The sequence below is a fragment of the Bifidobacterium mellis genome (genome assembly GCF_000967265.1).
Classification (GTDB): domain Bacteria; phylum Actinomycetota; class Actinomycetes; order Actinomycetales; family Bifidobacteriaceae; genus Bombiscardovia; species Bombiscardovia mellis.
The window spans coordinates 109,981-133,692 of the sequence record NZ_KQ033885.1 but is presented as its reverse complement, the minus strand read 5'-3'; the positions used below and the strand labels follow the sequence as shown (position 1 = coordinate 133,692).

Annotated in this window: 19 protein-coding genes and 1 pseudogene; 12 read left to right on the top strand and 8 right to left on the bottom strand. The window is 63.4% G+C overall.

Annotation, left to right across the window (positions count from 1 at the left end; translation table 11 throughout):
- The first annotated feature begins 67 nt into the window (after positions 1–67).
- Positions 68–484, top strand: a complete 417-nt coding sequence (locus JF70_RS01015) for a hypothetical protein (protein ID WP_045934962.1) — start codon at positions 68–70, stop codon at positions 482–484.
- A 158-nt stretch (positions 485–642) separates the two neighbouring features.
- Here JF70_RS01015 and JF70_RS01010 read toward each other — a convergent pair whose 3' ends face one another.
- Positions 643–1,338 carry an MIP/aquaporin family protein gene (locus tag JF70_RS01010; protein ID WP_197069073.1) on the bottom strand — a complete coding sequence of 232 codons (696 nt, stop codon included), beginning with the start codon at positions 1,336–1,338 and terminating at the stop codon, positions 643–645.
- Positions 1,339–1,598: 260 nt separating this feature from the next.
- A complete protein-coding gene (locus JF70_RS01005; protein WP_045934961.1) occupies positions 1,599–5,093 on the bottom strand; it encodes an SNF2-related protein in 3,495 nt (1,164 codons plus the stop codon).
- A gap of 160 nt (positions 5,094–5,253) precedes the next feature.
- Between JF70_RS01005 and JF70_RS01000 the strand changes: the two genes are divergently transcribed.
- The 4 genes from JF70_RS01000 (at position 5,254) to JF70_RS00985 (ending at position 10,031) form a co-directional block, all read left to right on the top strand.
- Positions 5,254–6,726 (top strand): DHA2 family efflux MFS transporter permease subunit, encoded by a 1,473-nt coding sequence (locus JF70_RS01000; protein WP_045934960.1) that lies wholly within the window; start codon positions 5,254–5,256, stop codon positions 6,724–6,726.
- 101 nt (positions 6,727–6,827) lie between these two features.
- Entirely contained in the window at positions 6,828–8,063 is a 1,236-nt protein-coding gene (locus JF70_RS00995) for an FtsX-like permease family protein (protein ID WP_045934959.1), read from the top strand.
- A complete protein-coding gene (locus JF70_RS08390) occupies positions 8,060–9,067 on the top strand; it encodes an ATP-binding cassette domain-containing protein (protein ID WP_052690655.1) in 1,008 nt (335 codons plus the stop codon). Before JF70_RS00995 ends, JF70_RS08390 begins: the two co-directional genes overlap by 4 nt.
- Before the next feature lie 82 nt (positions 9,068–9,149).
- Entirely contained in the window at positions 9,150–10,031 is an 882-nt protein-coding gene (locus JF70_RS00985; RefSeq protein WP_045934958.1) for a hypothetical protein, read from the top strand.
- On the opposite strand, the gene JF70_RS00980 is transcribed toward JF70_RS00985, so the two are convergent.
- The gene (locus JF70_RS00980; protein WP_045934957.1) at positions 10,010–10,675 is read right to left on the bottom strand and encodes an HD domain-containing protein; all 666 of its coding nucleotides are present in this window, start codon (positions 10,673–10,675) and stop codon (positions 10,010–10,012) included. The genes JF70_RS00985 and JF70_RS00980 overlap by 22 nt on opposite strands.
- 232 nt (positions 10,676–10,907) lie before the next feature.
- Here JF70_RS00980 and zwf point away from each other — a divergent pair, with 232 nt between their 5' ends.
- The 3 genes from zwf (at position 10,908) to pgl (ending at position 14,266) form a co-directional block, all read left to right on the top strand.
- Positions 10,908–12,389, top strand: a complete 1,482-nt coding sequence (gene zwf, locus JF70_RS00975; protein ID WP_231578908.1) for a glucose-6-phosphate dehydrogenase — start codon at positions 10,908–10,910, stop codon at positions 12,387–12,389.
- Entirely contained in the window at positions 12,386–13,393 is a 1,008-nt protein-coding gene (locus tag JF70_RS00970; protein WP_045934956.1) for a glucose-6-phosphate dehydrogenase assembly protein OpcA, read from the top strand. The genes zwf and JF70_RS00970 overlap by 4 nt, the downstream gene beginning before the upstream one ends.
- Positions 13,394–13,474: 81 nt before the next feature.
- On the top strand, positions 13,475–14,266 hold the full coding sequence (gene pgl, locus JF70_RS00965; protein WP_045934955.1) for a 6-phosphogluconolactonase: 792 nt from the start codon (positions 13,475–13,477) through the stop codon (positions 14,264–14,266).
- 29 nt (positions 14,267–14,295) lie between these two features.
- On the opposite strand, the gene JF70_RS00960 is transcribed toward pgl, so the two are convergent.
- A complete protein-coding gene (locus JF70_RS00960; protein ID WP_197069072.1) occupies positions 14,296–15,072 on the bottom strand; it encodes a FadR/GntR family transcriptional regulator in 777 nt (258 codons plus the stop codon).
- Between the two features lie 232 nt (positions 15,073–15,304).
- Between JF70_RS00960 and JF70_RS00955 the strand changes: the two genes are divergently transcribed.
- From JF70_RS00955 to gnd, 3 genes and pseudogenes are all read left to right on the top strand, one after another.
- Positions 15,305–16,750 carry a GntP family permease gene (locus tag JF70_RS00955; protein WP_052690654.1) on the top strand — a complete coding sequence of 482 codons (1,446 nt, stop codon included), beginning with the start codon at positions 15,305–15,307 and terminating at the stop codon, positions 16,748–16,750.
- Between the two features lie 36 nt (positions 16,751–16,786).
- Entirely contained in the window at positions 16,787–17,464 is a 678-nt protein-coding gene (locus tag JF70_RS00950) for a gluconokinase (RefSeq protein WP_082069312.1), read from the top strand.
- Between the two features lie 54 nt (positions 17,465–17,518).
- Positions 17,519–18,430, top strand: a pseudogene (gene gnd, locus JF70_RS00945) (phosphogluconate dehydrogenase (NAD(+)-dependent, decarboxylating)); the annotation flags it as partial.
- Here the strand turns inward: gnd and JF70_RS00940 are convergent.
- From JF70_RS00940 to JF70_RS00925, 4 genes are all read right to left on the bottom strand, one after another.
- Positions 18,420–19,349, bottom strand: a complete 930-nt coding sequence (locus JF70_RS00940; protein ID WP_045935980.1) for a family 43 glycosylhydrolase — start codon at positions 19,347–19,349, stop codon at positions 18,420–18,422. The pseudogene gnd and the gene JF70_RS00940 sit on opposite strands and share 11 nt — an antisense overlap.
- Before the next feature lie 83 nt (positions 19,350–19,432).
- Positions 19,433–20,290 (bottom strand): carbohydrate ABC transporter permease, encoded by an 858-nt coding sequence (locus JF70_RS00935; protein ID WP_029677600.1) that lies wholly within the window; start codon positions 20,288–20,290, stop codon positions 19,433–19,435.
- Entirely contained in the window at positions 20,287–21,216 is a 930-nt protein-coding gene (locus tag JF70_RS00930; protein WP_082069311.1) for a carbohydrate ABC transporter permease, read from the bottom strand. Before JF70_RS00930 ends, JF70_RS00935 begins: the two co-directional genes overlap by 4 nt.
- 13 nt (positions 21,217–21,229) lie before the next feature.
- Positions 21,230–22,480 (bottom strand): ABC transporter substrate-binding protein, encoded by a 1,251-nt coding sequence (locus JF70_RS00925; protein ID WP_045934953.1) that lies wholly within the window; start codon positions 22,478–22,480, stop codon positions 21,230–21,232.
- Positions 22,481–22,665: 185 nt separating this feature from the next.
- Here JF70_RS00925 and JF70_RS00920 point away from each other — a divergent pair, with 185 nt between their 5' ends.
- Entirely contained in the window at positions 22,666–23,700 is a 1,035-nt protein-coding gene (locus JF70_RS00920; protein WP_045934952.1) for a LacI family DNA-binding transcriptional regulator, read from the top strand.
- Positions 23,701–23,712 lie beyond the last annotated feature (12 nt).

The following is a 23,712-nucleotide window of genomic DNA, read 5'->3' as shown; positions in this document are numbered from 1 at the left end:
GTCATGGCCCTGCACGGTCATGATGTCGATTGTCACACGTGCAGGCCGTCATACAGAAAGGTCAGTCATGGCAGACGATACAGTCATTGTTGTTGATACTTCCATGTTCGGAAAAGATGCCGCCGCGAAGACGGCCAAGGCCAACGAGGTCGCCCGCAAATACGGCATCAGCGACGAAGCCCTCAAGAAGGTCGAGGATTACAAAAATCAGTTGAGCTACCACCAGGCATGGGACCTGCCTTTCCTAGGCTACGTGGACGAGGACGGCTATGGATACGCCTACGTACCCAACAAGGCTGTCGCGGCCGACGGCTGGGATGCCCATAAGGCTTTCCTGGACCTGCCCGATGATGCCCAGACGGCATTCGCCATCCGCATGCTCTTCACCCATCGCGACGTCGACCGCCACGGTGCAGAGATGTTCCTTCACCACGGTCGCGGGCTGACAGTCCGCTTCCAGGAGCCCACCTCAGCCAGCTACTGAGCTCGAACCACCTTGACCAACTCGACCCCCGGTCCTGTCGTAATAACCCCCTGACAGGGCCAGGGGCTTTTCCATGTCGACAATCAAGGCAGAAGCCCCATCCAGGCAGGCGCTAACACGCCGATGCAGGCTCCGACGATCGGCCCGACGAAGGGTATCTAGGCGTAGCTCCAGTCCGCATCCTTCTTGCCGGACATGGGCAGAAGGCAGTAAGCCAATCGAGAGGAAAAGTCACGTGCGGGATTCATAGCCGCACCAGAAACACCACCCAAGGCCATGACCAGAACCGTGATGACCAGGGCCACGCCCAGGGGCCCGACCTGGGTGGGCGTCCCTCCATTGAGGAAAACCCAGGTAACCAGGATGGCCGTGCCGATGGCCTCCGATGCCAGATTCCAGAAATTCGAACGTATGGCCGGTTTGGTGCAGAAAACCATGAGTTTGGTATCTGTATCGGTCGGAAGTTCGAAATGCTTGCGAGTGCCCAGGTAGCCCAGGCAGGTACCGAAGAAAGCCCCCAGGAACTGGGCGGAAATGAAGATGGCCACATTGGCCAAGGTGACCGGAATGCCGCCCTTGCCCATGGCCAGGCCGTTCAAGGTCGCCTGTGGATCAATCCAGTGACCGACCACCCTGGCAAGCGTCACCGCCGGATTGAGATGGCCGCCCGTTCTCCACCCCGCATATACGCCTACATAGACAGCAAGACCCCAGCCCAACGAGGCGTTGATCCAGTCGGCTCGATAGGCCCCTGTCTTGGGGAGCGACCTGCTGGCTGCGACCATGAAAGCGATGGCCATCATAAGGGCCGTGCCCATGAACTCTGACCAGAACATCTGCACGCCGCTGATCATGCTCTCTCCTTTAGCTCCCTGTAATCAAAGGAGCTGAAAGTGGCCAGGCTCCCATAACCCGAAGAATCGACTGCCACCAAACCGCCAAACCCACCAGTGAGGCTGCCGTCAATCCGTTCTTACATATAGTCTTTCGATTTGACTACTGGGTCAAGAGTAACCGGATCCGTGGCCCAGGTGTCTCGCCATCGATGATGCCACTACATTCAAGGCCACTGACTATTGGATTCGAGTGGATCCACATCCAGACGCGATCACAATCAACCCAGCAGGTCCAGGAGGTCCTTTCTGCTCAGCCTGGCCACGCCTGCGGCACCGGTGGATGCGGCCGAATCGACGAAGCGCGAGGCCAGGTCGCTCTTGCTGTGCTGCAGGTTGAGGATGCGTTCCTCGATGGTGTCCTTGGCGACGACCTGGTAGACGTTGACGTCCTGGGTCTGACCGATCCGGTGGGCGCGGTCGTTGGCCTGCTCCTGGGCTGCGGCGTTCCACCAGGGGTCCGCATGGACCACCACGCAGGCTCCGGTCAGGTTGAGCCCGGTATTGCCGGCCTTCAGAGAAATCAGGAAAACCGGCGTGGCATCCCTATTGAACTGTTCCACCAGCTCCAGCCGCCGCTTCTTGGATGTGGCGCCGGTGATCAGGTCGTAAGTCACATCCAGCCGACGGAGCCGCTGGGCTATCAGGTCCAGGTAGGAGGTGAACTGGGAGAAGATCAGCATCTTACGCCCGGCATCCTGGCAGGAGACCACCAGATCCTCGATGGCATCCAGTTTGGCCGACTCGCCGCGCCGGTCCCGACCCTGATCCTGGTAGACCAGACGCGGATCGCAGCAGACCTCCCGCAGCCTGGTCAGCTGGGCCAGCACCTGGATTTTACCGACCTCGTACTCCTGATCCCTTTCCTTGTTGAGCGTGGCCCTCAGCTCCTGCTCCAGAGCCGCATAAAGCTTGCGCTGACGACCCTGCAGGGGCACGCTGATCACGTTTTCGATCTTCTCGGGCAGATCCGTCAGCACCTGTGACTTCAGCCGGCGCAGAATGAAGGGTCCAACCAGGGCCTGGAGCCGGGACTGGGCATCCTGATCGCCGCTGAGTATGGGCATTTCGAAGCGGTCCCTGAACCGGGAGTAGGGACCCAATATCCCCGGCATCAGGAAGTCGAAGATGCTCCAAAGCTCGGAAAGCCGGTTCTCGATGGGTGTACCGGTCAGGGCGAACCGGTGCAGGCTGTCCAGAGCGCGTACGGCCCGGGCGGCCTTGGTGGCATGGTTCTTGATGTACTGGGCCTCGTCCAAGACCAAGGCATACCAGGGCAGGCTCCGATACCGGTCCAGGTCCCTCCTGAGCAGGTCATATGAAGTAATCAGCAGGTCGTAGGACCTGGCCTGATCCAGCAGATCCTGACGCTGGCTGCGCCCTCCGGCCAGGACCGCCACCCGCAGATCCGGCGTAAAACGGCGGCACTCAGCCTCCCAGTTGTAGACCAAGGAGGCCGGACAGACAATCAGCGAAGGCCCCCGATCCCTGGCCTGATCCCGACGGGAGAGCAGGTAGGCCAGCATCTGTATGGTCTTGCCTAGACCCATCTCGTCGGCCAGAATACCGCCGAATCCGCGGTCGCTCAGGGTACATAGCCAACGCAGCCCTTCGACCTGGTAGGGTCTGAGCCTCCCGCGCAGCCCGTCGGGGACCCTGAACCCCTGAGGGTCAGGCTTGCGATCCTTCAGGTAATCGCGGAAGCTGGAATCACGGTCCTGCTCGGGCACCAACGCATCCAGGTAGCCGAGCTGAAATTCAGGCACACGGACCGGCCCCTTGGCCAGATCAGCCGGGTCGATACCCAGATCTTCAGCCAGGGTGTCCACAGCCTCGGTATTCAGATCAGCCAACTCGACGAAGGCCCCGTTGCGCAGGCGATGGAAGCGCCGACGACGGCGATGATCGGCCAGAATGGCAGCGGCCTCCTCGGGCCGTACCTCATCGGCGATGGGCGAAATCTCGACCAGACCGGAGCGCACCCTCACACCCACGCGGATCTGAGGATGAGAGACGACGCTCAACCCGTCGAAGGCCGGGGTGGAGAAGACCCGTCCCAGGCCCTTGAGCACGGGCAGGCCCCGGGTCAGCAGGGTGTGGATGGCCTCCTCATTCTCCTCGGGGATGCGGGCCAATCCCTCCTCCATCAGGGGGAAATAGCGGCGGACCGTCTGCCGGGCCAAAGACTCGCTCTCCCGGTCCCTGCCGGGTTCATCCTCCGAGGCAGGGTCAGCGCCGACGGACAGAAGACGGTCCCCATAGCGGGCCTTGAGATCGCAGCTGACCCCCTGCCGATCCCTGTCCAAATAAAGCTCGATCCTGCAGGGTGGCCGTCGCCGGGCATCCAGCTCCTCGGGCAGACTGGCGGAGAGCCCTGATCCTTCCTGGGCACCCTGATCCAAGTCGGGAAGGACGGTCCGGGCGAACAGGTCCAGGTCGTCTGCATCCAGATGCAGATCCCGATCCTCGCCAGGGCGGCAGAGGGTCTCCAACAGGTCCCGATGACGCATGAAACGCGCGCTACAACGGTGGATGACCGGCCCCGGATCCAGCCCTAAGCCCGGCTGCGAGGGGCGCACGATAACGAAGGAAGAGGCCTGGCCTAGGATGAAGCGCTCCACGGCCAGGGCATGGGTGATTCGATAGCCGTCCGCCTCCTTGCTGACCGCGATACCCGGGTCCGGGTCTCCGCCGACCACCGGGGCAGGCATGGTCTGCAGGAAGGAGTCCTCGGGAGGCGTGTAGTCCAGGGTGAGCCCGGAATCCACAAACAGGTCGAGGATCTGCGCCACCTCGTCGTCGCTAAGCCGGATCCCCGCCAACCCTGCGCGTGTAAGACGGCGGCGCATGCCCCCCTCCTGTTCGGCCAGGCTACGGCGGATGGCGCCGGCCCTTTCCAGAATGGTCAGCAGAGCCTGGGCCCGGTCGTCAAAGGTGTCACGGGAGTGGATGAAGGCCAGCCGCCGACCGTAAGACATGAATTCGCCCTGATCCACGGCGCGCAGCAGGGCCGGGAGGTCCTTGACCAGGTAGGCGACCCCGTGTGAGGACAGGGTGATGTGCAGACGGACCAACCAGCCACCGCGTTCACTGGTCAGGTCGGGAATCAGCCCGACCGATCCGATGGGCAGGTGACGGCCGCCGACCGGACCGTTCTCCTGCTTGAGCAGGTTCAGCTGGCGGTCACGGAAGGCCTGCCGCCGCCGACCCTCCTGCCGGTGCATGTAGGCCGCCAGGGGTCCCGAGGTCGATCGGGTGGACCGGGACCTACCCTGGTCTCCGGTCCAGTCATCCGATCCCGAAAAGGCCTGACTGGACTCGTTGTAGGCCATGATCAGGGCGACTACATGCTTGCAAGCAGGACCCTGACGCCCAAATGCCCGGCAGGTGCAGGAGGAGTCGATGACCCGATGGGCCTGCTCGTCCAGCCGAGCCTGAACCATGCAGTCGCCATCCGGCTGATAGGTGGCGGGCACACGCCCCTTGAGAACGGTCAAAGCCCCCAGGTGCCGCAGGCGCAGGTCTGTAAAGCGGCGGTCATCCAGCAGTTGATGGGCACGGAAATAGGCCTTGCCGCCCAACCGACGCAGAGCGGCGTCAGAGATGGTGTCCGGGTCGCCAAAGGTCCGTCCCTCCTCCTCGTCGCCCGGATCATAGAAGCCATGGCCTCCTGAACCACCCGCTCTTGACCCGTAGACCGCTGCATGCCAATCCACACACACCCTCCTTATGGTCTCTGACGACCATTCCCGAGCATAACCTTTTCCGTCCAGATGTGGCACGCCTTCGGCGAAGCGAGTAGACATGCCGACTTACGAAAAAATGACCGTCTCCCTAAGATGGCGTGCTGTTTGTCTGAAGAAGGAGATCATTATCGTGCAAAACACGTCCACCTCTGCCTCCGTTCACCGGTCACGCCCGGCCGTCCCCCATCCCTGGCCGGCCATCGCCGCGCTGATGATCGGGGCCTTCGTGGGCATGCTGAGCGAGACCTCGCTCAATATCGCCCTGCCCAACCTGATGGAAAGCTTCCGGATCCCCGCTGCCACCGTGCAGTGGCTGGTCACGGGATACATGCTGGTCATCGGCATCGTCCTGCCCTTCTCCAGTCTGATCTCCAAGTGGTTCACCACCAGGCAGACCGTGATCTTCGGCCTGGTCGCCTTCCTGGCCGGCTCGGTTGTTTCGGCCATGGCCCCCACCTTCCCTGTCCTTCTGACAGGACGGCTGATCCAGGGCATCGGCACCGGCCTGATCCTGCCGCTCATGTTCACCGTAGCCATGCTGATCTTCCCGCCGGCGCGACTGGGCACGGTCATGGGCATGTGCGCCCTGGTCATCATGTTCGCCCCCGCCATCGGCCCGACCCTGACCGGAATCATTTTGGGCAAGCTGACCTGGCACTGGATCTTCTGGTTCTTCACCCCATTCCTGGTTGTAGCCCTGATCTTCGCCGTCGGCTTCCTGAAGAATGTAGGGACCATCACCCATCAGCGGCCCGACCTGGCCTCTATTCTGGAGTCCATTGTCGGCTTCGGCGGACTGGTGGCAGGAGTCAGCCTGGCCAGCCGGTACGGATGGCTCTCCCCCGTCACCCTGATTATCCTGGTTGTGGCCCTCGTAGCCCTGGTCCTCTATATTCGTCGTCAGCTGGGCCTGGAGCACCCGGTGCTCAACCTGCGCATCTTCTCCATCCCGGCCTTCCGTTACGGAGCCACCCTGGTCATGCTGGACTTCGCAGTCATCCTCTCCTCCATGTATCTGCTGCCCCAGTTCCTGCAGCGGGGGCTGCTCCTGCCCGTGGCCATGACCGGCATCCTCATGCTGCCCGGCGGGGCCATCAACGCCCTGGTCTCGGCCTTCGCCGGCCGGCTCTATGACGGCTTCGGGGCCCGTATGCCCGTCCGCTGCGGATTCCTCATCGCACTGGTGGGTACGGTCATCCTCCTGTTCACCGGCCCGCACACCCCTGTGGCCCTGGTGGTGGCGGCCCACATCATCCTCATGATCGGCTGCCCCCTGGCCATGTCACCGGCCCAGACCTACGCGCTCAACTCTCTGAGCGGACCGCAGTCCGGCGACGGGAGCACCATCATCAACACCATGCAGCAGATTGTAGGAGCCGTGGCCACGGCCATCACCACCTCCCTGCTGGCCATGGGCGAAGGGCAGGCAGCCGGAGTTGATAAAGCCCAGGCCTTCACCAGGGGCACCCACTACGGATTGATCTTCACCCTGGTGCTGATTCTGGCCGCTCTGGCCGTATCCCTGAAAGTGCGCAACTTCTCCCACGCCGAGCAGCCAGAGGCCGAGCAAGACATTCAGCAAGCTCCAAGTTCGCACCGCTAGCTTGGGAGCGTCCCTGGCTAGACTGGAGGACGACGACCGGACTTAAGGCCTGCCATCGTGGGCCGCCCGGTCATCCCTGGAACGCTATCAGGAAGGGTGTCATGTTCGTTCTCAAGAACGCCTGGTTCACCATCAAGCGGCATGCGGCGCGGAGCCTGGTCATGGTTCTGACCTGCCTGGTCGTGACGGCACTGGCCACGACGGCGGCCACCGTGCTCCAGGCTGACACCAAGGCACGTACCACCGACTACGAATCCCAACAGGTGGATGCCGTCATCAGCCCACGCAAGGGGACCAAGGCGTCCCCCCTGGGCTGGAACGAGTATTCCAAGTACGCCCAGCGCCTGCAGATGGATGGCATGCAGTACAAGGCCTACTTCCATGAGACCGCGAACATCGACCCGGAGGGATTGCCCCAGTCAGGCAGCTACTCCCTGGTGGGCGTCTCCGACAAGGCGGCCGAGCCCACCCTGCCTCACGGCCCCTTCGTGCTGGACCAGGGCAAGGGACTGGACTACGCCTCGCAGAATGTCTCAGGCACCCAGACCGTGCTGATCTCCAAGCAGATGGCACGGGCCAACAAGCTCAAAGTGGGCGACACCCTGACCATCAAGGATCCCCGCCAGGAGGATCAGCAGGTCAAGCTGACCGTCTCGGGCATCTATCACTACCGCAAGGCCGCCGGCCAGGCAGCCGACCGGGCCATTTACACGGCCTATCCCACCTTTGCCATGCTGGGGCTGGATACGGCCAGCAAGCCGGGAGACCCTGGCCATGAACTACTGGTGGCCTTCGTCCTGGATTCGCCGAGCACCTACCATAAGTTCATCAAGGAACTGCGCAAGGACGGGCTCAAGGCCTCGCAGTACGACATCGACTCTCCCAGCCTGAAGGACTACCAGCGGCGGATGGAGCCGGTCCACCAGGCTGCCGACCAGGCGCGAACCACCATCATCCTGGTCTGCCTGCTGGGCGGACTGATTCTGCTGGGCTGCCTGTTTCTCATGCTGCGCGGCCGCGCCAACGAAATCGGCATGGCTGTCACCATTGGAGTCCACAAGGCCCGGCTGGGCTGGCAGTTCGCCCTGGAGACCCTCTTGTCCACCCTACCCGGACTGGCCCTGGGCCTGGCGCTGGGCGCCGCGATCAGCCGACCGCTGGGCCGGTCGCTCTTCCGGCTGGGAAGCCTGGCCAGCATGCCTCATGCCGGTCTGATCTGGAAGATGATCCTGATTGGCCTGGCCGTCTGCCTGGTCCTCGCCCTGGCGGCAGCCACCAGGGTGGCGGCCTTCAGAACCGCCCAGCTATACACCAACGACCTGGAGGATGAGGCATGAGCGAAAAGACATCGGACCAGCAGCCGGACGAAAAGTCCCAGGAAAAGGCTGCATCCACGGCCGCTGACCAGACAACGCCCGGTCAGAAGCAACCCGCTCGGCCTGCGGCCGACGCTGAGCAAAAGACCGACGAGAACACCAGCGCCGAACCGCTGCCCGAATCCGGGGAAGAAGCAACCGCTGAGACGGATGAAAAGTCCGAGGTGGATGATTCTTCGGAAGAAGATGCCTCACCGGCTGCCTTCAACGTGGTCATCGAGCATGAAGATGCCGAAGATCTCGACGGCGATCAGGAGGACCCGCTATTGGAGACCGATGACCAACGGGTGCTGGTTCCTGGCGGCTACCCCGTGCTTTCCCTGAAGCATGTGGATTACACGCGCAAGGTTCAGGGCCGCCCCGAACAGATCCTGGACGATGTCGATCTGGATTTCCAGCGCCGCCGCATCTACTCGGTGGAGACCACCTCGCCTTCCGGACGGGCCGCTCTGATGGCCCTGATGACAGGCCTGCGCGCCCCCACACAGGGCAGCGTGCTCTTCCGGGGCACGGATCTACGCCAGTTGCTGGCCTCCGACTATCGCGGCCACCAGATCGGGGCCATCTTTGGCACCGATGCCCTGAGACGCGACCTGACCCCCGTGCAGAATCTTGTCTACACCATGGATGCCAGCGGGCGCACCTTCCTGGGCCCCAAGGACAATCTGGCCCGTCAACTGCTGGACGAGGTGGGCTTCCCGGAGCGTCTGCAGGACACGCTGACCGCTGATCTGGGACACCTGGACTTCCGTCTGGCCTCCGTGGCCCGCGCACTGTGCTGCGAGTGCGACGTGCTCATCGCCGACGAACCCACCGAGGGGCTGGAGCCTGGCGACTGGGACACCCTGCTGGCCACACTGAAGCGGGTCTCCCGCCGTCATGACTGCACCGTGATCATCCTGACCTCGGGCGGTTCGGACACCGTAGACGAGGGTACCTACGACGACCGATTCATCGTGGATTGAGCCCCGACCTTCCGGGCCGGGGACGGACGGCACTGCACTGGTCTGTTCGGTCATCACCCATGAGGAGTGGATACCCCGGGTCATGGCCGAACAAATCGATTCATGCAACAAGGGCACGCTTCGGCAACGGAGCATTATCCTGCATCACCACCATGGATTCGGACCCGTTCGGGGGGTCGGCGCCAAGGAAGCCATATGGATCACCCCGGGGCTCCTGATCGCCCAGAACGCCTGGCTGGCCTCCCAAGGTCGTCCCTCATGGGCCCTGTCAGCGCCACCGACCATGTGGCTGGACGGGCTGGACCAGTCCCTGACCGGTCGCAGGATTCTGACCGTGACGGCCGCGACCATCCTGACCTGGCGCCTACTGCCATCGGGCCTGGGGCAGCGCCCCTGGTCGCAGCTGGCTGCCGGCCGGGTATCAGGCCTGCCTGCAGCCCGACGAACCCTTGAAGACCTGCAGCGCAATCTACGGACAGCCCCTCCGCAATCGTTGATTCGCATCCAGACCCACCTGCCCAACATCCATGAGGAATGGCGGGTCATCATCGACAGGGATCGAATTGCGGCCTCCAGCGGATACTGCCTGCATGAGGGCGAGGACTCCAGGGTCATCACCACGGTCTTTGACGGTGCCGTCTTCGATCCAAGACATCGAAGAATCGCCGAAGACTGCGCCCTCCAGGCAGCCAAGGGTCGATCTCCTGCCCCAATCAGCGTGGATCTGGCCTTCCTCCGTGGGTCGGATCGGCCTCTCGTCCTGGAGGGAAACCCGGTCTGGTGCGCAGCCCCTTACGCTTACGGACCACAGGGCATGGCCTCTTTCCTGAAAGCCGTTGCGGCCTGCCGGACCGATCCAGTCGACCCCTATCGACCAGACCCGTGGATGCTGCGCGAATTCAGCGGTCGCTTCCGCGGTTCCTGGGGGCCGGTCCGGCAGGATCAGACGATGGTCATGCCATAGTGCCTGGCCAGGGGCTGCAGGTCCGGCACCCCGTACCGGGCCACCAGTTGCTTCCATCGGGCCAGGTTGTCGGGACCATACTTGGCTGTGCGCTTGGCGGCGGTGGGCTCGGAGACGAAGATGGGCGGCTGATGCTTGCTGTGGAACTTGTCCGCATACATGACCACCTCCTGCTCAGGGTTGACCGGCAGGTAGTCGTCCGGCGGCAGGTTCAGATGTTCCTCCTCCACCTGGCGACGGGTCAGCCCCACCCCGGTGTGGTTGCGGGCGAACTGGGCCACCGACTCGTCCACCCCGGCGTCCAACAGCAGGCGATAGCCCTCCAACCCGTGCTCGATGTACCTCTCGCCCTGGAAGGTCAGCGGCCGTCCCTGGGAGCCGTCGTCCTTGAGGATCCGGTAGGTGCCGATGTCGTGCAACAGGGCACCTGTGCGGACCAGGTCACGATCCAGAGGCCGCTCGGGCAGGACCCGGTCAGGGTCATCACCACGCAGCAGGCGTTCGTTGACCTGGTCGGCCATCCGCACCGCGAGGGCGGCGATGATTTGGCAGTGGGTATGTATCAGTTCATAGGCGGCTTGGGAGGGCGCATACTGACGATGCAGGGCCTCGGCCATGGGAACATTGGGAATCATACCGACCATTCTAGGGATCCCTGCCACAAATGTGACCTTTGCGACGCTATGCACACTTCAGCGGACAACGAACCCCTCCCCTCTGCTGCCGACAGTAGACTGGGAGCCACAGTATTTCACGAGGAGCACTATGGACACTTCACCACTTGTGCGCTCCGCCGACCAAACCGCTCCCCCCGACAAGGACGGCGGTCGACAGGCGCCCTGGCACAACCCCCTGCTGGACCCGCGCGATCTGCGTATGCCGCGCATTGCAGGCCCCAGCTCATTGGTCATTTTCGGCGTCACCGGCGATCTGGCCAAGAAAAAGCTCTTGCCGGCCGTCTATGACCTGGCCAATCGGGGACTGTTGCCAGCCAGTTTCGGGCTGATCGGATTCGGACGGCGCGACTGGAGCGACCAGCAATTCGTCGCCTTTGCGGAGGAGAACGTCCGCGCCCACTGCCGAACCCCCTTCAACGGGTCCACCTGGCGGCATCTGAGCCAGGGCATGCGCTTCGTCAAGGGCAGCTTCGACGATGCCGAGGCCTTCCGCAACCTGTCGGCCACCGTCTCTGAGCTGGACCGGGTCCGGGGCACCCGTGGCAACCATGCCTTCTACATGTCGGTGCCGCCCAAGGCCTTCCCCCAGGTGGCCCGTCAGCTGGCCGAGTCGGGGCTTTCCCACTCCAAGGAAGGGGCCTGGCGCCGCGTCATCATCGAGAAGCCCTTCGGTCACGACCTGGCCTCGGCCAAGGAGCTTGACCGGGTGGTCTCCGAGGTCTTCGAACCGGATTCGGTCTTCCGCATCGACCACTACCTGGGCAAGGAGACCGTGCAGAACATCCTGGCCCTGCGCTTCGCCAACATGATGTTCGAGCCGGTCTGGAACTCCAACTATGTCTCCCATGTGCAGATCACCATGGCCGAGGACATGGGCATCGGCGGCAGGGCCGGCTACTACGACGGAATCGGAGCAGCCAGGGATGTCATCCAGAACCACCTGCTGCAGCTGATGGCCCTGACGGCCATGGAGGAACCGGTCTCCTTCTCGGCGTCGGATCTGACGGCTGAGAAGACCAAGATCCTCTCCGCTGTCCGTCTTCCCAAGGATCTGGCGGCCCACACCGCCCGAGGCCAGTACACGGCAGGCTGGCAGGGCTCCCAGCACGTGGTCGGCTACCTGGATGAGGACGGGATCGACCCCTCCTCCACCACCGAGACCTACGCGGCCATCAGGCTTGATGTGGACACCCGCCGCTGGGCCGGCGTTCCCTTCTACCTGCGCACGGGCAAGCGCCTGGGCAAGCGGGTCAGCGAAATCGCCATCGTCTTCAAGCGTGCCCCCCACCTGCCCTTCGAAGCCACGGCCACCCGGGAACTGGGCGCCAATGCAGTGGTCATCCGCGTGCAGCCCGACGAGGGTGTGACCCTGCGTTTCGGGGCCAAGACCCCTGGATCGGCCATGGAGGTGCGTGACGTCAACATGGACTTCTCCTACGGGCGTTCCTTCACCGAGGCCTCCCCCGAGGCCTATGAGCGGCTGATCCTGGACGTGCTCCTGGGAGACCCGCCCCTCTTCCCCACCACCGAGGAAGTCAATCTCTCCTGGAAGATCCTGGACCCCATCGAGGAGTTCTGGGCCGGACAGGGCCAGCCCCAGCCCTACCGCGCCGGCACCTGGGGTCCGCGGAAGGCTGATCTGATGCTGGCCCGCGACGGATACCACTGGAGGATGCCATGATCGTCAGACTGAACAACACCACTACCTCCGCCATCGCCCGGGAGATCGACGAGCTCCACGTTGAACGCGGAGAGGCCGCCCAGGGAAGGGTGCTGACCCTGGTCATCGTCACCGAACAGGCCCATCTGGAGACGGCCCTGGAGACCGTAAACGCCGCAAGTCGTGAACACCCCTGCCGGGTCATCGCCATAGTGACCAATGCCGAAGACCATCAGGCCGGGCAGGAGGCGGACCAGCGGACCGCTGCGGCACAGTCCTCTGAAGACTGCGTCTCCTACAAGGACACCAACCATGACGGTGACCGCACACTGGATGCCGAAATCCGCTTCGGCTCGGATGCCGGTGCCGGTGAGGTGGTGGTCCTGCGACCAGTGGCGGCTCTGCTGGACCATTCCGATGCTCTGGTCATCCCCCTCCTGGTGCCGGATGCCCCCCTGGTGGTCTGGTGGCCCACCAATCCGCCCCTGGATCCCTCGCAGGATCCCATCGGGACCATGGCCGCCAGCAGAATCACCGATGCCATGGAGGCCGACGATCGCCAGGCCACCTTCGCCGGGCTGCTGGCCCATTCGCGCGATCAGGACGTGGACCTGTCCTGGACCAGGATCACCATATGGCGAGCGCTGCTGACCTCCATGGTGCAGCAGCCGCCCCACCTGCCCATCCGTTCGGTCAGGGTGACCGGCCAGGCCCACTACCTGCCATTGGAGCTGCTGGCCTCATGGCTGGCCCTGAAATTGAAGGTGCCGGTCACTGTCGAACGTGACCCGAAGGCCCAGGCCGTCACCGGCGTCTACTTCGAACGCCCGGACGGGATCATGAGCATGGAGCGCCACCATGCCGACCAGGCCCGGATCAACCAGCCCGACCAAGCCCCACAGACCATCTCCATGCCCCTGCGCACTGCTGTGGACTGCATGAGCGAGGAACTGGGTCGGTTGGATCCCGACGAGGTCTATCAGGAGGTCATCCACACCGGCTGGGGAATGGTCGACCACCGGTAGGCGCCCCGTAGCGACTCGATTCATAAGCAAACGCCCGGGTGTAGGCTGAGGCCAGCATCACCTGCATGCAAGGAGGATCAGATGACCGATCGTCGTACCGTGACCTATGCCACAACCAAGTTGCTCAACCAGGCTACAGCAGCCCGCATCCTGCTGGAGCTGGGAGACCTCCTGGCCCGTCAGGATCGGGCCGACCTGGCACTGACCGGTGGCCGGGACGCGGCGGATGTCTATGCCCTGATGGGTGCTGATCCCCTGAGCCGGAGCGTGGACTGGAGCCGGATCCACCTCTGGTGGAGCGATGAGCGGTTCGTAGGCCTGGAAGACCCGGACCGCAACGACGAACAGGCACGGCGGGCCTGGTATGGCTCGCTGATCGACCAGGGGCTGCTGCCGCAGGCCAATGTGCATCCCATGCCCGTGGACACCCGCAGCCCAGCCCAGGTTGAGACCGCCGACCAGGAGGAGAACGAACGGGCCCTGACCCAGGCGGCAGCCAGGTATCAGCAGGAGATCATCGACCAGCTGGGCCCTGAGGGCCGGATGGATCTGGCCGTCTTTGGTGTGGGACCCGACGGCCATTATGCCTCCCTCTTCCCCGACCGCCCCGAGGTCAGGCTGCAGGACGATGATTTGCTGGTGACGGGTGTCAGCAACTCCCCCAAGCTGCCCCCGCTCAGGGTCACCATGACCACGCCATTCATCCGCCGGACCCCCAAGGTCTGGCTCTTCACCTCAACCGTTGAAAAGGCCTCGGCCGTGGCTGCCGCCCTGGGAACCACGGACGATCCGCATGTCCCCTCCTCTTACGCCAGGGGCACCCTGGAGACCCTCTGGCTCCTGGACGCTGATGCCGCCTCGAAACTGAACTGAGCCTCCTGCGCCAGGAGCCTCTACAGATCTCAGGACTCCGAAGATTCCTTATCCGCAGCACGGGCGGAATCCTCGGAGTCCTTTCTTGTCATTTGCTCGACAGCCCGATCGGATTCGTCGACGATCCACTCCATGGCGTGCCGTGCCCCCTCCGCATCGCCCCGGCGTATCAGCGCCGCCACGTCGCCGTGCAGCCGCAGAGCCTTCTCATCGGCCTTCCTGGGCATAAGCTCATGCCGGGTCCGCCCAGACAGCACTGAGGCAATCACATCTCCCAGCGCCGAGAACATAGCGTTGCCCGATGCCTCAAGCAGGGTTCGGTGGAAGGTTTCGTCAGCCCGAAGATAGTCCGGCCCGTCGGCCCGGTCAGCGTTGGCCACCATATCAATAGCGGCCCGCGTCAGCCTCGCCCATTGATCCTGATCAGCATGGCCGGCCGCCAGCTGGGCAGCCATGGGCTCCACGCATGCCCTGAGCTCGGACAGCTCATGCAGGGCCCGCCCCCGGTCGGGTCCGCGCAGCCTCCACTCGATCACCTGCGGATCATAGATATTCCAGAGCCGACAGGGGTTGACCGTGGCTCCGACCTTGCGCTTGACGGTGACCAGACCCATGGACTCAAGGACCCTGGTGACCTCCCGGGTCACTGTGCGCGAGGGCCTCTGGCTATCCAGATCCGGGGCAGGCAGCCGGTCGCCCGGTGCGATGGTGCCATCGACGATGGCCGCCCCCCACCGGTCCAACAGCCGGTCATGCAGGGTGCCTTCTGTAGCCGTTTCGTCATCAGGCTTGCTCGCGCTTTCCACGGGTTCCACTCTAGCAACCGGGCCCGCGCCCAGAGCGATCGCACGATTCTGCAAACAAGCGGAGGCTCAATCCTGTCCTCAGCATGCCATCTTCCAAACCGTCCCAGGTGCGTGTAAGATATTGTCTGTTAAGGCATACTTAATATCACGCTGTCGATATTAAGTAATGCAAAAATAAGAGCCGGAAAGCTGATCAGGCCCAACGGTTCGCATCCTCAGAGAAGAGGCAGCCATGCTTTTAGCGTCGCAGCCGACAGCCGGCGGGTACCTGACCCTGGCGGCGAGTCAGGCCGTTTCCCTGAACACCACCCAATTGGGCATCAGTCTGGTGCTCAGCCTGGCGGTGCTCATTTTCCTAGTTACCGTCGTTAAGCTTCATCCCTTTGTCTCCCTGCTGGGTGCCGCCCTGGTGGTCGGCATCGGTTCCGGCTATGGTCCCGTGGCCACCCTGACCAGCTTCACCGGCGAGTTCGGCTCCACCATGGGCTCCGTGGGCATTCTGATTGGCCTGGGAGCCATGATCGGCAAGGTCCTCATGGACACCGGAGCCACCGACCAGGTGGTCAACACCCTGGTCGCCAAGTCCAAGCCCGCCACCATCCCTTGGATCATGGCCCTGATCGGCGCCCTGATCGGCCTGCCCATGTTCTTCGAGGTTGGCCTGGTCATCCTGGTCCCGGTCATCATTCTGGTGGCCCGCCGTACCAAGCTCCCGCTGATGCGGGTGGCCATCCCCACCCTGGCAGGCCTGTCCATCATGCACGCCTGCGTGCCCCCTCACCCTGGCCCCTTGGCCGCTTTAAGCCAGTTCAAGCAGACCGGCAATGTGGGCCTGACCATGATGTTCGGCATCCCCTTCGCCCTGATCACCCTGGTCGTCGTGGGCCCGGGCTTCTCCCGGCTGGCTTCCCGCTGGGTGCCCGTTCAGGCCCCGGCCGACTTCGTGGCCAAGAGCGAGCAGGCCGGCAAGGAGGAGACCCGACTGCCCTCTTTCGCCATCTCGGTCTGCTGCATCCTGCTGCCAGCAGTCCTCATGCTGCTGACCTCCATCTTCGAGATCGCTGTTCCCGGCTTCAAGGATCGCACGGACGGCCTGGCACAGACCATCAACTTCATCGGCAACCCGGTCATGGCCCTGGCCATAGCCCTGATTGTCTCCATGCTGGTCCTCAAGGCCGCCTCGGGCATCTCCTGGAAGACCGTCAATGACTCCCTGGGAGCCTCGCTGCCCGCTGTGGCAGGCATCCTGCTGATCGTGGGCGCAGGCGGCGGCTTCAAGGGCGTACTGGTCTCCACCGGCATCGGCAAGATCATCGGCACCTTTGTGGAGCACTCCAACATCTCCATCTTCCTGCTGGGCTGGGTCATCGCCGTCTTCGTGCGCATCGCCACAGGCTCGGCCACCGTCTCCATCCTGACCACGGCCGGCATCCTCAGCAACGCCATGACCATGATGCATGCCGGCTCCACGGCCACTACGCTCCTGGTCATCGCCATCGGCGCCGGCTCCATCTTCCTCTCCCACCTCAACGACGCAGGCTTCTGGCTGATCAAGGAGTACTTCGGCCTGAGCGTTGGCGAGACCCTGAAGACCTGGTCGGTTCTGGAATGCCTGCTGTCGGTAGTGGTCCTGGTCCTGGTCATGATCGCCAGCATCTTTGTGCCCATCACCGCCTGAGCGTCATTGCCGGATCACTTTTCAGAAAGGTTACACATGGTCGACACATCATCAAAGAATTCCGACGCGCTGAGCGCAGAGGATCACCCGGAGCCCCAGGTCCCCTCGGCAGTGGACAACACGGTTCCCCCGGACTACTTCCAGGGCCGCACGCCCGTTCTGGTCATCATGGGGGTCGCCGGCTGCGGCAAGACCACCATGAACGAGCACCTGGGTAACAAGCTGGGCTGGGACATGGCCGAGGCCGACGACTTCCACCCCCAGGCCAACATCGACAAGATGGCCCGCGGCATCCCCCTGAACGACCAGGACCGTTGGCCCTGGCTGGACAGCATCCATGATTGGATCGAGGATCACATGCGCCGTGGGGTGCCTGGGACCGTCACCTGCTCGGCCCTGAAGCGGATCTATCGTGACCGGTTGCGGATGCCTGGGGTGGTCTTCATTCACCTGAGCGGGGACTACGACTCCATCATGGAGCGGCTCTCCAAGCGGAAGGGCCATTTCATGAAGCCGCAGATGCTCCGCTCCCAGTTCGACGATCTGGAGCCCCTGGGACCGGACGAGGTCCACCTGACCATCGACGTGGGTCTGCGCATGTCGCCCGAGATCGAAGCCGAGGAGGTCATCGACACCCTGGGCCTGCAGTGCGACGTCAAAGCGCACACCGCTCAGGTTCAGGCCGAGCGCGCCCGGCAGGCAGCCCGCCAGTAGCACCGACGATTCGGCCCGACCGCGGCCGACCACCAACCTTCGCGGTCAACTTCACACTGTTGCAGTCAAGGGAGAGGAACTGACACTATGAAGATTGGCATGATCGGCCTGGGACGCATGGGCAAGAACATGGCGGACCGCCTGCGCACCGGCGGCCACCAGGTGGTCGGCTACGACATCGCGCCGGACTCGGGCAGGGATGTGGACAGCCTGCAAGCCCTGGTCCAGGCGCTCGAGGCCCCCCGGGTGATCTGGGTCATGGTCCCGGCCGGCAAGCCCATCGAGTCCACGCTCGATCAGCTGGGCGAGCTGATGGAGCGCGGCGACCTGGTAGTGGACGGTGGCAACACCCGATTCACCCAGGACCAGGAGCACGCCCAAGCCCTGGCTGCCAAGGGCATAGGCCAGGTTGATGTGGGCACCTCCAACGGCATCTGGGGCAAGGAGAAGGGCTACGCCCTGATGGTCGGCGGATCGGACGAGGACGTGGCCCGGATCCAGCCCATTCTGGACACCCTGAAGCCAGAGGGTGACTACGGTCTGGTCCATGCGGGAGGAACCGGCGCGGGCCACTATGCCAAGATGGTCCACAACGGCATCGAGTACGGGATGATGCAGGCTCTGGCCGAGGGATATGCGGTCCTGGAGGCCTCGGACCTGATCAAGGAGCCAGGCGAAGTGGTGGAGTCCTGGCGCAAGGGTTCGGTCATCCAGTCCTGGCTGCTGGACTTGCTGGCCCAGGCCCTGAAAGAGGACCCGCACCTGAGCGGAATCGCCGGCAAGGCCGATGAGACCGGCGAGACCAAGTGGATGATCGCGGACGCCCTGGAGCTGGGGGTGCCCACGCCGGCCATCACCTCGGCCCTCTATGCCCGCCAGTCCTCCAAGATCGAGGACCCCATGACCATGAAGGTGGTCTCCGCCCTGCGCAGCGCCTTCGGCGGCCACCCCATCGTCAGGGAGTGACCGGATTCCGGGCCGGATACCAGTAGGATCCCACCTGCGGACTGACCTGGACCATGGCGCCGTCATCGGCGAAATCCAAGGGAGCGAAGACGATTTCGCGATGGCAGCCGTCACCCTGCCCGCCCCTGGCGAACCTGTGGTAGGCCACGATCCAGTCGTCCCGGTCCGGCACACGGGTGATGCAGTGATGCCCAGTAGCCAGGATCCCCTTGGCATGATCAGCCTTGATCAGGACCTGGGGCGCGGTCCAGGGCCCGTCCAGCGATGGCGCGCTGGACCAGCGGATCCGGTAGCCCGGATCCCTGGTGTCGTTCTCCGACCAGGAGGCATAGTAGGTGTCTCCCCGTCGGCAAACAGTGATGGCTTCGCGGAAATTGTCGGGCACAGCGGAGCGCACCGAACCCTCTTCCAGACGCAGGCCGTCCGGGCTCAGCCGCCCCATGTAGGCACGGCCATTGCCCCAGAGCAGATAGGGCACATCGTCGTCATCCACGAAGACCGAGGGATCGATGGGCAGGCAGTCGTAGTCCCCCCGGGCGATGAACGGCTTTTGGGCCGCCCGGAAGGGACCGGTTGGACCGGGAGCCACGGCCTGGCCGATCTGCCCGTCGGCCACAAAATACAGAATGCAGCGTCCCCGGCGCACCAACAGGCAGGGAGCCCAGGCACCCTGTCCCCCATGCCACCAGGGGACCTGGTCCAGGTCCAGGATCCTCCTGCGGGTCCAGTGGCACAGGTCCCTGGATTCATAGACGTAGAAGGCATGCGAGGACCATCCGGGCAGACCATCCTCGGTGCAGTAGAGGTACCAGCGGTCCCCGACCATGACCAGATCCGGGTCCGCGCAGTAGCGATGCAGGGGGTTGCTCGCCAATCCCGTCCCCTCCGACCCTTGATGTGCGTTTGCGAATTCCTCCATGGACTGTGACTCCGATCCTTCATGAATGCGGCGGCCGGAACCTCCGACCGCCGCCATTGACTACGACCTTCCGATTGGCCGCCTTATCCCTTGACCGCGCCGGCGACCAGCCCGGAGACGATCCACTTCTGACAGAAGATGAAGAAGACGAAGACCGGTATCAGGGCCAGGACCGTAATGGTCATGAAGCTGGGCCAATCAGTGGTGAACTGGCCGACTGCGTTGTAGACCTGCAGAACGATGGTGCGCAGGTTGGAGCTGCTGATGAAGACGTTGGCCGTCATGAAGTCGTTCCAGGTCGACATGGTTTGGAAGACCACCACCGTGGTCAGGATGGGCCTGATCAGGGGCAGGACGATGCTCCAGAAGATCCTCAAGGGGCCGGCACCGTCGATCCTGGCGGCCTCGATGACCTCGAAGGGCAGGGACTGCATGTATCCCACGATCAGGAAGTAGCAGAAGACCGCTCCTCCCAGGTACATGATGATCAGGCCCAGGAGCGTGTTGACCAGCCCCACGCTGGACTCCATCCGGTAAAGGGGAATCAGGGTGGACTGGGTGGGAATGACGAAGGCGATCATGAGAATCACCCCGATGACCGAGGTGAAAATCGACTTGCGCAGGATCATCCCGTAGGCGGCCAGGGCTCCGATCAGCACCTGGAAGAGCACGCCGAAGAAAGTGACGATCAGCGTGTTGACCAGGCTGCGGACGATGGGCACCGTGGCGAAGGCCCGCGTGTAGTTGCGCAGCGTCCACTGCTTGGGCAGACCCAGCGGATTGGTGGCCATATCGGGCACGGTCTTGAAGGTGTTGATCAGGATGTACCAGAGGGGCACGGCGCAGATTAGGGCGATAATCAGCACCACCACGCTTCTGACCACCGAACGCCGCCGTTCCCGCTGGCTCAGAGTCAGGGTCGAGCTCTTGCTGCTGCTCATTGGAACCTCCTGGAAATCAGGCTGGCGGCGCCCATCTGAGCGAAGACCACCAGGGCCGTGGCCACGGTGAACAGGACCGCCAGGGCCGAGCCCAGCCCGTACTGGGACTGGCCGATGCCCTGCTGAATGATGGACTGGGTCACCGTATAGGTGGAGTACCCGGGGCCGCCCTTGGTCATGGTGTAGGGCAGGTCGTAGACCTTGAGGCCTCCTGACATAAGCAGGAAGCTGGAGGTGACGATGCCTGGGATCAGCTGGGGCAGGGTGATGTGGACGAACTGCTGGCGGCTGGTGGCCCCGTCCACCGTGGCCTGCTCATAGAGGTCTCCGGGAATGGACTGCAGGAAGGCCAGGTAGAGTGTGGCATGCCAGCCGATCTGCGCCCAGACCGCGATGAAGATGACGCAGCACCGGGCCAGGGTCGAGTTGGACAGCCAGGGCACCGGTCCCAGGCCGAAGACGCCCAGGATGGTGTTGAAGACACCTGACTTCATGGGCGAGAAGATGTACTTCCAGACCATGCCCATGATGGCCAGCGAAGGCACGCTGAAGAAGAAGAACAGGGAACGGGCGAAGTTGCGGCCCCAGAACTTCCGGTTCAGGGTGACGGCCAGGGGGATGGCGAAGATGGTCACCAGAACCGTCTGGGCCACGGCATACAGGATGGTGAACACCAGACCCTGCATGGTCGAGGAATCGGTGAACACGCTGTGATAGTTCTTCCAGCCCACATAGTGCATGTTCAGGCTGTAGCCGTTGAAGTCGGTCACCGAGTAGATGATGGTCTGCACCAGCGGCACCGCGAAGAGGATGACGAAGACGGCCAGGATGGGCAGAAGGAACCAGAAAGAGGTCAGATCCTGCCGCAGGCCGACCATGCGCCGCCGATGGGCGTTGGCACGTTCTGCCGAGGATTGGGAAGCCATGTTCCAGCCCTTCCTACTTGACCGAGTCCATCTTGTCGTCGATGGCCTTGGCCCACTGATCCAGATTGATGGAACCCTGCACCAGCTGCTGGGTCTCGGACTGGCGGACCGTGGTCAGCACATCAGGCTTGGCATAGAAGTTCATGAGCAGGAAGTAATGGCCGGGCTGCACGTTGGCCCGGTAGACCTGCTCGTACTCGGGCTTGACCTTGGCCTTGAACCCCTGGACGGTGATGGCATCCCCGTTGTCGGCCGAACGTTGCAGGGCCCAGTGGCTGTCCATGAAGGTCAGGAACTTCCGGGCGGCCTTGAGCTTGTCGCCCTTGAGATGGGAGTAGATGGCGTAGGCAGGCGATGGCGATCCCTGGGCGTAATTGACCATGCCTTTCTCCATGAGCGGCATGGGGGCCATGCCATACTTGAGCCCGGACTGGCCGATGGACGGCAGGTCCCAGGGGCCGGTGCAGATCATGGCCACCTGGCCGTTGATGAACTGGGTCTTCATGTCGTCGCCGCTGATGCCGACCGTGTCCCGGGTGACCAGACCCTGGTCGTAGAGCTTCATCCAGGCCGCAGCCGCCTCACGTTGGTCGCTGCCGGGCTTTTGAGGACGGCGGTCGATCAGGCTGGTCACATCGACCTTGTCCCTGTCGAACTGCGAGCCCATGAAGGCATCGGGAATCCTGCTGGGGCCATCGGCGATGGTCTCCAGGAAGGGCGTGACCCCGGCGGCCTTGAGCTTCTTGCACAGCTGCAGGAACCCGTCCCAGGTCTCCGGAACCTCCTTGGCGCCAGCCTTGGCCAGCAGGTCCTTGTTGTAGACGATGCCGGAGGCCCAGGAGGACACGGACATACCGTAGACCTTGCCCTCATGACTTACGAAGTCCTTGTTGGCCTGGGAGATGTTGCGCATGAACGGCTCGTTGGTCAGGTCCCGCACGTAGCCGTTCTTGATCAGGTCAGCCTTGTTCTCGGAGGTGATGATGAACACATCCGGGGCCTGGTTGCCGACCAGTCGGGTCTGCAGGGTCTGGATGTACTCGGGGGTCGGCGGCGAGTAGCTGAAGTCCACCTTAATCCCCGGGTTCTGTTGCTCGAATTGGTCGATGTATGGCCTCATGACCTGTTCGTTGTTCCATGACAGGAAGGTCAGCGTGGTCTTGGACCCGTCAGCGCCACCAGCCCCGCAGGCACCCATGGCCGACACCAACACGCCGACCCCCAACGCCGCAGCTATGCCCTTCCATGCTCGCTTCAGCTTCATGACTCCTCCTTGCAATCAATCCTCTGAACATCCGTCCGGGCTGTTCAACGTCGAAACCCGGGAATTGACACGATTCAACTGCTGTCACAATATGGTATAGCACGTTGGTTGAATCGTGTCAATTACATGCTGACAGGGCCACCCGCGTGCCTAAGATGATGACTGAACCCCGGGAAAGGTGCGAGATGGTGACGATGAGCGACGTGGCCAAGGAGGCGCAGGTCTCTCGGGCCACTGCCTCCTATGCCCTTCGAGGCGATACCCGCATAGCGGATGACACCAGGCGCAGGGTCCTGCTTGCCGCCCGCAAGCTCCGCTACTCGGCCAATCTGTCGGCCAGAAGCCTGCGCTCAGGCAAGAGCGGCATCATCGGCGTGGCCATCTTCGAGCTGGACAAGCCCTACCCCGCGCAGATGAGTGCGGCCATCTCCCGGCAGATCAACGCCCACGGCATGCAGGCCATCATCCAGCAGACCTCCAACTCCAAACAGGACGAGGTCTCCATCCTCCGGCATGTGACCAGCCAGCTCTGCGACGGCACCATCTTCAGCCCAGGCAGCATTACCAATGAAGAGATGCAGGAGCTGGCCGATGGCAAGCCTCTGGTCCTGCTGGACGACCCCTCAGCCGAGCCGGTCTTCGATTCGGTCATGACGGCCGGATTCGAGGGAGCCGCCATGGCCGTGCGGCACCTGTTGGACTGCGGATGCCGACGGATAGGCGTGGTGGGTGCCGACATGGCGGACAGCACCGATCCGGTCCAACGGCACTCGGTCCGTGGCCGCAGGGTGGCCGGCTGCCTGAAGACCCTGAAGGCCGCCGGAATCGAGGCCCGGCGCGAAGACTTTCTGTCCCTGGACCGCTGGGACGGGGAAATGGCCCGCGACCTGGGCCATCATCTGGCCGACACGACCGACCTGCCCTTTGACGGCATCTTCTGCATGACCGACTCCCTGGCCCTGGGCCTGATCCGAGGACTGCACGAATGCGGAGTGGAGGTTCCCCGGGACTTGGCCGTTGTGGGATTCGACGGCATCCAGGAGGGAGAGTCCTATATACCTTCGCTGACCACCATCAGCACCGACAAGGAGGACCTGGCCCGCAAGGCGGTGGATGCCCTCCTGGCCCGTCTGCAGGGGGACGACGATAATCGTCCTCCCACCCGGACGACTGCCGGCTGCCGGCTGGTGGTCCGGGAATCCACAGCCAGGATCCGCTGACAGGATGACAAA